This is a genomic window from Devosia sp. (assembly GCF_017744655.1).
GTDB lineage: Bacteria > Pseudomonadota > Alphaproteobacteria > Rhizobiales > Devosiaceae > Devosia.
In genome coordinates, this window is sequence record NZ_JAGIAW010000014.1 from 12796 (window position 1) to 24178 (window position 11383).

Below are 11383 nucleotides of genomic sequence, written 5' to 3' on the forward strand. Positions count from 1 at the left end.
TCGGTGAAGCCTACCGCTTCCGCCTAACAAACCCCACCAGCCGCAGCATCCGCTCCCGCCCGAGCACCACGACCACCACCCCATAGCTCGCCGCCGCAACACCAATCGTCGCCACGAGCCGCAATAGCGGTTCCGCCTCACCCATCTCCCGCTGCACCAGCCAGCCCGCGCCCCACATCATCGCCGTGGCCAAAACCGGCAGCGCGAACGACCCGAGATAAGACAGCAGGGAAATCCCCAGCAACCGCACCACCATGTGCAGCGTCGGCATCCACATCAGCGTATTGAGCACCACCAGCGACACGGTCAGCGGCAGCAGCCCCCAACCCGCGAACAGGAAGACGTAAAGCACCGTCACCGCCTGCTTGCTGAGGACGTAGTAAAACCACAGGTCCGCCTGCCCCTGGCTGCGGATCAGCGAGGCCTGCAATATCCCCACGGCGGTGAGCACGCCCAGCGCACAAAACGCCTGCACCACCGGCACGGCTTCGATCCAGTGATCGCCAAAAGCCAGCGGAATGAGATCCCCCGCCACCAGCGCCAACCCGACAAAGACCGGAAAAGCCACTACGGAGGATGCAAAGGTCCCCAGCAGATACGCCTCCCGCAGCTTCTCCTTCTCGCCCTGCATCGAAGACAGCAGCGAATAGGAAACAAGGTTCAGCGCCCCCGACAACAGGTCGGTGAGAATCTGAAAAATCCGCCGTGCAAAGCCATAGATACCCAGCCCCGCTGGCCCCAGCAGCGCCCCGATAAGCAACTGATCCAAGCTGATCGTGGTGATGAAATGATTGCCCGTCGAAAACAGCCCAAACGCCCTCAGGTCGCTCAGCGCCTTCAGGTCAAACCGGAACCCCGGCATCCACCGCGCTGCAATCAGCGCCCCTATACAGGTCGTCACCGACCCCGCCAATTGCGAAGCCGCTAGCGCCCAAAGCCCGAACCCGGCCCAAAGCAACCCCAGGCAAACCACTGCAGCAATTACAGACGCCGCCGTCGTCCGCAGCGCCAGCATCCGGAACGACATGGTCCGCACCAGCAGCGCATTGGGCACCGCCGCCGCCATATCAAAAATCACCCGCGCCGAAATGAATGGCACCAGCGCCACCAACAATGCATCGCCCGAAGACGAAGCCACAAACGGCGCCGCCACGCACAGCGCACCAAAAATGACCACCGCGGCGCCGACACACAGCCAGAACACCGTATCAAGATGCTTCGGCTCGATATCTGTCCGCTGAATCAGCGCCTCGCGAAACCCCGCCGGCGCCACGGCCAACCCGACCGTCGCGATACTCGCCGCAAAGGCGACAATCCCGAACTCCGCCGGCGTAAGCACCCGCGACGTCGCCAGAAACACCAGAAATCCGAGCAGCGCCGGCGCAAGGCTGCTGACCAGCGACCACATCGTGCCCTTGATCGCAGCCGAAGCTCGGCCCGATTTCAGATGATCGAGCCTCTTGCCTCCCGCTTCTGTCGTGACACTCATGCGCTGTGCCGCAACCCATCGCGCGAGGCGACGAAGCGTTCAAACTCCGGCGTCACCCGCCCCAGCAGCCGGATCATCATCCCGCGCGAACGCAGCTTTGCCGCCTCCACCGGGGACACATGCGGCGACAGCCCCAGCCCCAGCAGCGCCTTGCCCACATTTACCGCGCGCACGCCGATCGGCGTCGCAAACCGCGGATCGGTCAAAAACCGGGCCCGTTGCTCGGTGCTCGCCTCGGTCCAGACCCGCTGCCGCAGCGCCTGCACCGCCCGCTTCAGATCCAGCTCCCGACGCAAATACCCGGCATTCAGCTCCGCATTCCGCGTCGTCTGCTCGGCATTCTCCGCCCAGACCGCCAGCGGCTCCATAGCCACATAGACCGGCTCCACCACCGAATAGGTCCGCAGATATTCCTGCAGCGTCGCCGTGCATCCATACTGGATTTCGAGCGGCGACTTCGCCCTCAGTGACCAGAAGAGCCCACCATTGGAAACCCCGATCCCGGCCAGCAGCGCCATGCGGAAATCGTCCGCCTCATAAAGCCCCTCGGTGAAGAGCTCGTCGAGCACGCCGATATCGCTTACAGAAGCCCGCTCCGTGCCGCTCGCATATTCAAAATACTGATTGCGCAGCACGATCTCGACACCCCGGCTCCGCACCAGCGCGATATTGGCCGCGCAGAAATCGGGCAGGATGAAATTGTCATCCTCCACCACGCAGAAGAACTCCGCCCCGTGCGGGTTCTCCGCCGAAAAACAGTGGTCGATATTCTTCGAGGCAAAGAGCTGCGGCGTGTTCGCCGTATAGCGAATGCGCGCGTCCCCGATCGCCGCAACGACCGATCGCGCCGCCTGGTCCGGATCGTCGTCATAGACATCGCAGACCCAGTGCGGCCAGGATTGGTCGATCATCGAATAGAGCGCGCGGCGCAGCGCCTCGGGGCGCTTATAGGTCGGCGTGCGGAAGTGGACGAGGCCGGGCTGGTACTCGGACATGGCTGAAAAGACCTCCAGGACGGCGCCGCGCGGGCGCAGCGGATTGAGCGCGAAGGGCAAGCAGCCCCTGCGCGGCATAGATGAGAGTGGCAATGCCCATGATCGAGCGGATGGAGAACTCGAAGAACACCTCCACCTCGATGAAGCTGCGAAGGATCATCAGCGCCTGCAGCGCCAGCAGCAGCGCATTGGGCGCATTGGGCCGGGCAAAGGTATAGGCACCCATGGCAATGGCCCCGCCATAGATGATGATGATCTGCAGCGTCAGCCCGATCAGCCCGATCTCGACGGCATTGGAAATATAGGTGTTGTGAAAGTTGAACCCCGCGCCCGAAGGCACGTCGAACATCGACCAAAGCTCTTCGGCCGGCGCAAAGCCGATCACCCAGAACGAGCGATAACCCAGTCCCTGCAGGGGCCGCTCGGCAATAAAGCTCAGCCCCGTCGCCCAGAGATCAGTGCGCCCCGTCAGGGTCGCGTCCTTCCCCGAGCCTTCGAGGATTTCCGCTAGCAGCGTATCACCCGCCACCATGACCAGCAGCGCCAGCGCCGCCCCCACGATGACAAGCATCACGACGACAAACAGCTTCTGCATGCCCGTCAGCCGCGTGATCAGCAGCGTCAGGAGGATGATGGCCATGCAGGGCGCCAGCATGAGGATCGCACCCGCCGACTGAGCCAGCGCCAGTAGCGGTCCGGACAGGATCGCACCACCCACGCCCAGCAGTCGCAGGACGGGATGAGAATTCCGATCCACGGCAATCGCCACCGAGATCAGCGCAAAAACCGCAATATGCGCCGCCACGGCATTCTTACTGCCAAAAGCGCCAACCCAGGCCCCACCCAGCCCCGTCTTGCCAAAGGCCAAACTGGCCACGACGCCAATGCCATAAACGATGAACATCAGCCGCATCAGCGTCGACGTGGACACCCGTCCGGTGATTACAATGGCCACAGCCAGCGTAAACCCCAGTTGCAGCCCATAGCGCAGCGAATTGGACGGATAGAGCGACCACAGCGCCGTCAGCATGCAATAGGCCGGCAGCAGCAGCACCGGCCACCATCGCCTCAGGCTATCAATCGTCTGGTGCGGATTGCTGACCATCAGCAGCGCCCCACACCCCACGAAGGTCAGGGCGGCGAGCGAACCGAGCATGGCATTGAGCACCAGCGCCGCAAAGGCGCCGAATGTAAGCAGTGTCGCCATGTTGATGGTCACGCGCCCGGGCACTTGCATCAAGATGCCTCCCGCGCCATTTCCGGCTCTGCGATAATCGCCTCGGGAATGAACCCAGCCGCATAGCGCCCAGCCGCATCGAGCGGAATGCAACGCACCGCGCCCGTCCCGCGCCGAGCCGCCAGCCCGCGCCAAGTTTCACGCATGGCCGGCGCCGACCAATCCGTCAGCGACACAGGCACGTAGGCCGGCACCATCTCACCCGCCCCCGCGCCAAGCACGAGCACAGGCGACGGCAGGGTAGCCTTCTCCGGTTCAGCCCGTCGCCGCCTACCTTCGGCAAACGACGACCAAAGCCGCCCGACATGTCCCGGATTTCTCGCCACAAGCCCCAGCACCGAAGCCAGCCGTCGCGCCTTCACGGCCGCAACCAGCCGCTCATAAGCCAGCCCCTGCTCCAACCCTGAAAGTCTCTGCGCAAACGCCGCCGCGATCCGCCCATCGAGCGTCCCAAAGGCACCAACCAGCGCCCTCTGCCGCGCCACCATGGCTTCCATATCGGCGACCGAAAGCCGATGCGAAATCGACCCCGAATGCCGGCGATAGAGATAAAACGGCTCCGGCACGATCAGCATGCGCGCGCCTTCGAGCAGCAGCCGCAAGATCAGGTCAAAATCCTCCCCGATGCGCAGCGCCTCGTCATAGCGAACCGCCTTCAGCCGCTCCGCCGAAATCAACGGCTTCAAATAGCCGAGCGCCGGTGAACCATCGGTCCCCGCCAGCACCCAGCGCTCGGTCGAAACCAGAAAGCTCCGCTCCACGCCCTCGCCCAGCATCAGGCGAGGCGCAGAGCCATCCTCGAAAAACAGCAGGAGGTCATCGGCCACGATATCGGCATCATGCGCCGCCGCAGCCGCCAGCAATCGCTCAAACCGTTCTGGATGAATGATGTCATCGGAATCCACGACCGCGATCCAGCGCCCGCGTGCCATATCCAGCGCCCGATTGCGACACCGCGCCGGCCCGCCATTGGCGTCGGCCGTAATGAGCCTGACCCGCCCATCAACCTCCATCAGCCGCCGCACATGCGCCAGACTATCGTCCCGCGAACCATCATCGCTGACGATCACCTCGATATCACTCACACTCTGCCGCAGCACCGAGTGGAGGGCGTGAAGGATCTTCTCGCCCGCCTCGAAATTGGCCATCACCACCGAGATTAGCGGCGCGGCACCAGCCGTCGCTTCAGGCAATATCGACATCGGCCGCAGCCGTTTCCTGGGGCGCCCCATCGAGCTGCCCGATCAGCGCCGAGAACTTCTCCATCTGCGCTTCGAGTTGCGCCACGCGCTTCCGTGCATTGGAGGCACTCTGCTCGGCCGAGCGGATCACCGCCTCGTCGGCCGCAGCCCGCATTCCATACTCTTCCGAAGTATCGAGCATGGTGGCCGCCTGCGCATAATACATGCTCATGCGCTGCTTCAGCCCGTCGCGTTCGCGGCGAGCATCGGCGAGAGCCATCAAAATGGCATTGCGCACGGTTTCCATTCGGGCCTGGTCGGTCTCGGCGTCCCGGCCCGGATTGCGGGTGCGAAAGGCACCCGGTCGAAGCGAAAGAATGGCCATATGGTTCTCCTACCGGCTGCCGGTTCGAAGGGCGACAACCCTTACGGTCTTGAGAAGAATGACCATGTCGCCAGTAAAGCTCCATTCGCGCACATAGGTGCTGTCGAGCTGCACGCGCTGGTCATAGCCCACATCGCTGCGACCGCTGACCTGCCAGAGCCCGGTAATGCCCGGCCGCACGGCCGAATAATCCTCGATGCGCTCGGCATAGCGAATGACTTCGTCCTGCACGATGGGACGCGGCCCCACGAGGCTCATGTCCCCGCGAATGACATTGATCAGCTGCGGCAGTTCATCAAGGCTGGTCACGCGCAGGAACCGGCCAAGCCTGGTGATCCGCGGATCATTGCGCAGCTTCTGCGTTTCTTCCCATTCGGCCCGCGCCGCCGGGAAAAGCTCAAGATGACGCTGCAGCGCCTCCTGGGAATTGACTACCATGGAGCGGAATTTGAGGCACCGGAACCGGCGCCCGTTGAGCCCGAGCCGCTCATGCCCGAAAAAGATCGGGCCGCGGTCGGTTGAAAACATGATGACGGCGATGAAGAATATGGCCGGCAGCGCAAAGATCAGCATGGCGGATGCCGCGACCACATCGAAGGCACGTTTGGCGACGCCCCCACGGGGCATGCCGGCTTTGCTCGGATAGGTAGTTTCGCCGACTTCGGCATTGATGATCGACATGATGTTCTCTCTCGCAGAATGGACTTGCGAAGAAAGGCAGCAGAGCCCGCCTTTTCTTGACGTGCGGAAGGGGTCGCAGAAGCGCCATGCGCTTAAGCGAAACCGGGTTTCTCACTCATCTCTGATAGGCCCCGAACATCTGTCCGGAGACGCCGCATTTGCGGTCGAGGCCTGTGGCTTGCCCCGACATATGGTGAACCAAACATGATGAGAAATGCGTATCAACGCCTCTCATGCATAGCTGTCATGCAGGGGGGCGGTCACAAAATTGCCCCAAGAAACGATGGGCAAAGCGAGGTAAATCAAGCCCTTAAGAAGAGCGCATCACTCGCGGATGGGATATACTGTACTAAAGTACAGAAGTGCGTTTTCAGGCGCGTCAAACAAGTAACCACACGTAGAATTGGCCGTATTGCCGCTCTGTCTTAAAGGCTGAACAGGAACATCACCCCGTTCCAGACGAGATAGATGCCGACCCAGGCCAGAGCCATCACGCCGATGGCAACCAGCCCCCAGGGCCAGGGAAAAGGCGCACGTTGGCCGGTGTTGGAGGGGGCTGCCAGAGGCACCTTGCGGGCCGCGCCATCCTCGGGCCTGTCACCGTCCACGTTCATCCTCCATCTGGCGGGCGTTCTTGTCAGGCGGCGCCATTTGAGCCGCAGCCATTTTCCTACCAGTACCCGGTAAATACACCCCTCGCGGACAGATTAAAATACGCAGGGCCTTCACGACTGCGTAGCGCGGCGCTTTTGGCAGCGATTTTCCAGCTCGCCGCACTCATTCGCCTTTACTTGCGACCGCGCCTCGCAGCCAGGAAAGGACTTGCAAATATATGAAAATACTTATCTGCAGCGTCTGGCATCAAATCGATAAAATGGCGCCTATGTGACCAATTGCCTTGAAACTAGGCAAAATGAATCGAGAGCAAAACTGCAATCGAGCCATGCGGTTCAGGAACCCAATTTGGCTGGATCGACTTTGGTCTACATGCTCCAATTCAACCTGTTGTTACCCTCAATCAGGAGAAAGCCATGGTAAAACGCGTCAAAACTGCCGTTTTCCCGGTCGCAGGCCTCGGAACACGTTTCCTGCCGGCCACCAAGGCCATGCCGAAAGAGATGCTGACGGTCGTCGATCGTCCCCTCATTCAATATGCAGTGGACGAAGCGCGCGAAGCCGGAATCACCCACTTCGTCTTCGTCACCGGCCGCAACAAGGGCGTTATCGAAGACCATTTCGATCGCCAGTTCGAGCTTGAGACCACGCTCGAATCCCGCGGCAAGACCGCCGCCCTCGAGGCCCTGCAAAAGGACCTGCCCTCGGCCGGCCGCACCAGCTTCACCCGCCAGCAGGAGCCGCTCGGTCTCGGCCACGCCGTCTGGTGCGCCCGCGATATCGTCGGCGACGAGCCCTTCGCCCTCCTCCTCCCCGACATGCTGTTCAAGAGCCACCGCGGCGTTCTCAAGCAGATGATGGAAGCCTATGAGGAAATCGGCGGCAACATCATCGCCGTCGAGGAAGTGCCGCACCAGGAAGTGTCGTCCTATGGCGTCGTCGGCCGTGGCACCGGCACCGATGCCGGTTTCCGCATCACCGACATGGTGGAAAAGCCAAAGCCCCAGGACGCCCCGTCCAATCTCATCATCTCCGGCCGCTACATCCTGCAGCCCGAAGTCTTCAATCTCCTCGCCGACCAGCCCCGCGGCGCCGGCGGTGAAATCCAGCTCACCGACGCCATGCAGACCCTCATGCACACCCAACCCTTCGCCGGCGTCAAATATGAAGGCCAGTCCTTCGATTGCGGCTCGAAGGTGGGCTTCCTCACCGCCAACGTCGCCTACGCCCTCGACCGCGACGACATCGCCGACGGCTTCCTCACTGCCCTCGGCAAACTCGGCCTCCACACCGCCCTCATCGACGGCATGAAAATCGCCGCAGAATAAGCCTCTCCCACGCTCTCCCAAACGAATGGGCCGCCCAGATCAACCGGGCGGCCCATTCGTTTTTGCTGACGTCCGAACGCATGCAGTTCCCATTGCCCTCTCGGTGTCATCCCCGCGAAAGCGGGGACCTCCGTTTCCAAACAGCGGTTCCCGCTTTCGCGGGAATGACACCGTGGAAGGAACTGTGAAGACTGCGGCTTGCGCCTCCCTCCCCCTTGTGGGGAGGGAACGAGGGTGGGGGCCTAGGAGCCACAAAAAAGGGCTCCCGGATCAAACCCGGAAGCCCAAAAGCAAACTGGCGCTGTTTGAAGATCAGCCCTCCGCCCCCTCAGTTTCCTTCGCCGCACGCACTTCACCGCGATAAGCAAACCGCTCCAGGCCGCCAATATCGGTAAACTTCGGCAAGGTGCCAAGATCGACCTTGTTGAGCACCACGCCAACGACATGATCAGCCAGTTCCGGCTCGCGCTCGAATACATTGCGCACCAGGCGCCGCGGGGTTTTCCCCCACTCCGTCACCAGCACACTGGCATCGGTTAGCGGCAGCACCGAGAGCGCGTCAATCACCGGCCCCAGCGCCGGCAGATCGATAATGACATAATCGAACTGCCCCCGCGCCTCGGCCAAAACCTTCTGCATGGCAATGCTCGAAAGATCGCCGCCGCCCGCCTCCGGGGCACTGGCCGAAAGCATGACGAGCCCCGTTTCGAGATCCGTCGTCGCCGCATTGCGCCAATCGCCCTGCTGCGAAGGCATGATCCGCGTGGGAATACCGTTCCGACCCGCACCAAGATCGGCATCGAGCAACAGCACCCGCGATCCCATCGCCGTCAGCATTTCCGCAAAGGACATTGCGAAGGTCGATTTCCCCTCATTGGGCAAAACCGACAGCACGCCGATCACGGCGGTGCCGCGATCCGACACCGGCTGCAATACCAACCGCGTCGATTTCAGCGCTTCGGCATAAGGCGCACCCCATCGCCGCCCGACGCGCGTGCCCAAGGCCCCACGCACCAGCGTGCGAATAGTCCGCCGCCGCGCCTCTGCGCTCTCCCCACGCCCGATCTGCAGCTTCGGCATATAGCCAAGGAACCGAATGCCCAGCTCGCGGCGCACCTTCGACCCAGTCCGGAATCCACTCTCGCGCAGTTCATTGAGAACACCCAGCACCGCGCCGAAGAAGCACCCGGCAATCACCGCCGCCGCCAGAATGACCATGGTCTTCGGGCTCGCCGGCTGCTCGGGCAGCAGCGCATCCGTCACGATACGCACCGACGGAATGGGGAAACTCTGCCGCTGCACCGCCTCCTCATAGCGCGCCAGATAGCTGTTATAGAGCGTGCGCAAAGCATCGGAACGCTGCTGCAACTCATTGAGCCGCACCTGCTCCTGCCCGATAGCGCCGGCGCTCTGCCCTTCAGCATTGATATCGCCGCGCAGCCCGGCTTCCTGCTCCTGCGCAATGGCCAACTGCGTCCGATATTGTTGATCAAGAGTCTGCAGCAGCGCAAAAATCCGGCTATCTAGCGCCCCCTTCTCTGCCTTCAACACCACCAGTTGCGGATGGTCGGCGCCATAGCTGGCCTCCACCTCGGCAATCCGGCTCGTCAGCGTCGCCACCTGATTGCGCAGCAACGAAAGCTCCGCCGGATCGGTCTGTGCGCCACTCAGCAGCGCCACCGAGCTCGAAGCCGCTTCCGGCCCTGCCGCCACCACGGCACCAACCTGCGCTGAAAGCGCCCGCAGCCGCGCCGTCTCCGCCTGCGCATCCGCTAACTTGGTGGAAAGGCTTTCAATCCGCTGGGCCGTCAGATCGCGATCCTGCCCCACGGACAGCCCCGTCTCCTGCCGATATTGTTCAATGGCTAGAATAGCCTGGCGCTGGCTTTCGCCAATCTCGGCCAACCGCTGCTGCAGCCAATCGGCCGCCGCACCCGTCGCCTCAAGCTCCGCGTTCAACTGATCCTGCAGCAGCGCCTTGCCATAAGCCTGCGCGATCCGCTGTGCCAATTCGGGCGTCGCTGCTTCATAGCCCACACGAATGATCGAGCTGCGCCCCATGCGGTCCACCACCACATTGGCGCGCAACATGCCCACCACCTCATCAAGGCTCGCCTCCAGCGCCATCGGTTGCGCCTTCGGACCAAGCCCGATCAGGCCCTTAGCACGCTGGCTGAACGATGGCGGCGGATTGAGAAATTCCTGATCGGTCATCAGGTTCTCCGTCTCGGCCACCGCTTTCGCCACGCGGCTCGAACGCAAAACCTCGATCTGATTAAGCACCTGCGCCTCAAGATCGGTCGTGCTGGTGGGCGTTGACTCCCCGCTCGTCACCTGCTCCAGCTTCTTGTCGATCAGGATCTGCCCAGCCGACAGATAGCTCCGCGGTGCCATGGTGAGGTAAAACCCGGCCAGCACCACCATCACGGCAACACACAGCCCAAGCACCAGCGCCTGCCGCCTGATCAGCGAAAAGATGCGATCGAGATCAATGGTCTTCAGGTCCGATGGCTGAGGCGCCACCGCTTCGGGATACAGGTTCTTTTCAAGCATATTTTGTCCTTGGCTGTTTCAGCTAGGAAGCGGCCGGCTGGCCATAGTGTTCGGCCTTTGCGAGGCCCAGAATGCCCCCCGCCACGCCCATGTGAAGCACCGCGCGCAGCCAGTTGCGGCGCCGCGATACCGGCGAGAAGGCCGTCAGTCCGGCCATCACACAGCAAAAGGAAATCTTAGCCATCACCACGGGCAGCCGCTTCAGCGGCGAACCACCGAGCAGCATGCCATGCGTCTGCCCAAACCGCAGACGGCGCTTGGTCAGCCAATCCATGCTCGCCCGCGCCGCCGGCACCGGTTCCTCGACCACCGCCTCGGGCGCATAGTCGATCTTCCCGCCCAGCCCCGTCAGCCGATAGAAAAAGTCCGTATCTTCCCCGCCCGAACGACCCAGGGCCGTATTGAAGCGCAACGCCCGGAACGGCGCGACCCAGCGGATCAGCACATTACAGGTATAGCCAGTGCGGATTTCCCCGCCGACAAACACCGGCAGGGTCGAGTGGAAATCTCCCTCGACCATCCATTCCGGCGCATCAGCATCATAGATCGCGCGCACCGGCCCCAACACCGCCGCCGCGCCACTGGCCTGCGCCTTTTCAAGTAGTGCCTTCAGCCAACCCTGGCTCACCACCTCGTCGTCATCGACAAAGGCAACGAAGTCGCCATCTGCCGCCTCAAGACAGGCATTGCGCGCAATACAAATATTGGCCGCCGGCGCATGCACATAGGTGACCTTCATGCCCATTTTCTTCCGCAGCGCCTCCACCCGCTCCCGGGCCGAAGGCACCTCATCATTGTCGGCAATGATCACGCGCAGCTCATGCACACCCCGATCGAGCCGCGCCACCGAGCGCAGCGTTTCGACCAGGAACGGACGCCTGTAAGTGCAGATGCAGATATCGATCCGTGCCATTCGGCC

At 62.4% G+C, this 11383-nt stretch carries 10 protein-coding genes; 1 reads left to right on the forward strand and 9 read right to left on the reverse strand.

All coding sequences use genetic code 11. The annotated features are described in order from the left end of the window. Positions 1-10: 10 nt before the first annotated feature. The 7 genes from J7557_RS19770 to J7557_RS19800 all read right to left on the reverse strand — a co-directional run bounded on the left by J7557_RS19770 (position 11) and on the right by J7557_RS19800 (position 6576). Positions 11-1489: a lipopolysaccharide biosynthesis protein gene (locus tag J7557_RS19770; RefSeq protein ID WP_291421877.1), complete on the reverse strand. Its 1479-nt coding sequence runs from the start codon at positions 1487-1489 to the stop codon at positions 11-13. Continuing rightward, positions 1486-2484: a glycosyltransferase gene (locus J7557_RS19775; protein ID WP_291421879.1), complete on the reverse strand. Its 999-nt coding sequence runs from the start codon at positions 2482-2484 to the stop codon at positions 1486-1488. The genes J7557_RS19770 and J7557_RS19775 overlap by 4 nt, the downstream gene beginning before the upstream one ends. Continuing rightward, positions 2435-3721, reverse strand: coding sequence for an O-antigen ligase (locus J7557_RS19780; protein ID WP_291422487.1), 1287 nt, complete (start codon positions 3719-3721; stop codon positions 2435-2437). Before J7557_RS19780 ends, J7557_RS19775 begins: the two co-directional genes overlap by 50 nt. Beyond that, the gene (locus tag J7557_RS19785) at positions 3721-4923 is read right to left on the reverse strand and encodes a glycosyltransferase family 2 protein (protein WP_291421880.1); all 1203 of its coding nucleotides are present in this window, start codon (positions 4921-4923) and stop codon (positions 3721-3723) included. The genes J7557_RS19780 and J7557_RS19785 overlap by 1 nt, the downstream gene beginning before the upstream one ends. After that, the gene (locus J7557_RS19790; protein WP_291421882.1) at positions 4907-5287 is read right to left on the reverse strand and encodes a hypothetical protein; all 381 of its coding nucleotides are present in this window, start codon (positions 5285-5287) and stop codon (positions 4907-4909) included. The genes J7557_RS19785 and J7557_RS19790 overlap by 17 nt, the downstream gene beginning before the upstream one ends. 9 nt (positions 5288-5296) lie before the next feature. Continuing rightward, positions 5297-5968, reverse strand: a complete 672-nt coding sequence (locus J7557_RS19795; protein ID WP_291421884.1) for a sugar transferase — start codon at positions 5966-5968, stop codon at positions 5297-5299. Positions 5969-6393: 425 nt separating this feature from the next. Further along, a complete protein-coding gene (locus J7557_RS19800) occupies positions 6394-6576 on the reverse strand; it encodes a hypothetical protein (protein WP_291421886.1) in 183 nt (60 codons plus the stop codon). Positions 6577-6999: 423 nt separating this feature from the next. Between J7557_RS19800 and galU the strand changes: the two genes are divergently transcribed. Continuing rightward, entirely contained in the window at positions 7000-7911 is a 912-nt protein-coding gene (gene galU / locus J7557_RS19805) for a UTP--glucose-1-phosphate uridylyltransferase GalU (RefSeq protein WP_291421888.1), read from the forward strand. Between the two features lie 312 nt (positions 7912-8223). Here galU and J7557_RS19810 read toward each other — a convergent pair whose 3' ends face one another. Beyond that, positions 8224-10464 (reverse strand): Wzz/FepE/Etk N-terminal domain-containing protein, encoded by a 2241-nt coding sequence (locus J7557_RS19810; RefSeq protein ID WP_291421890.1) that lies wholly within the window; start codon positions 10462-10464, stop codon positions 8224-8226. A gap of 22 nt (positions 10465-10486) precedes the next feature. Continuing rightward, a complete protein-coding gene (locus J7557_RS19815; protein ID WP_291421892.1) occupies positions 10487-11377 on the reverse strand; it encodes a glycosyltransferase family 2 protein in 891 nt (296 codons plus the stop codon). Positions 11378-11383 lie beyond the last annotated feature (6 nt).

What these genes read in the sequence shown, in the direction of transcription:
- J7557_RS19775 (WP_291421879.1), bottom strand. Translation starts at nt 2,484, where the DNA reads ATGTCCGAGTACCAGCCCGGCCTCGTCCACTTCCGCACGCCGACCTAT.
- J7557_RS19790 (WP_291421882.1), bottom strand. Translation starts at nt 5,287, where the DNA reads ATGGCCATTCTTTCGCTTCGACCGGGTGCCTTTCGCACCCGCAATCCG.
- J7557_RS19780 (WP_291422487.1), bottom strand. Translation starts at nt 3,721, where the DNA reads ATGCAAGTGCCCGGGCGCGTGACCATCAACATGGCGACACTGCTTACA.
- galU (WP_291421888.1), top strand. Translation starts at nt 7,000, where the DNA reads ATGGTAAAACGCGTCAAAACTGCCGTTTTCCCGGTCGCAGGCCTCGGA.
- J7557_RS19785 (WP_291421880.1), bottom strand. Translation starts at nt 4,923, where the DNA reads ATGTCGATATTGCCTGAAGCGACGGCTGGTGCCGCGCCGCTAATCTCG.
- J7557_RS19795 (WP_291421884.1), bottom strand. Translation starts at nt 5,968, where the DNA reads ATGTCGATCATCAATGCCGAAGTCGGCGAAACTACCTATCCGAGCAAA.
- J7557_RS19770 (WP_291421877.1), bottom strand. Translation starts at nt 1,489, where the DNA reads ATGAGTGTCACGACAGAAGCGGGAGGCAAGAGGCTCGATCATCTGAAA.
- J7557_RS19815 (WP_291421892.1), bottom strand. Translation starts at nt 11,377, where the DNA reads ATGGCACGGATCGATATCTGCATCTGCACTTACAGGCGTCCGTTCCTG.
- J7557_RS19810 (WP_291421890.1), bottom strand. Translation starts at nt 10,464, where the DNA reads ATGCTTGAAAAGAACCTGTATCCCGAAGCGGTGGCGCCTCAGCCATCG.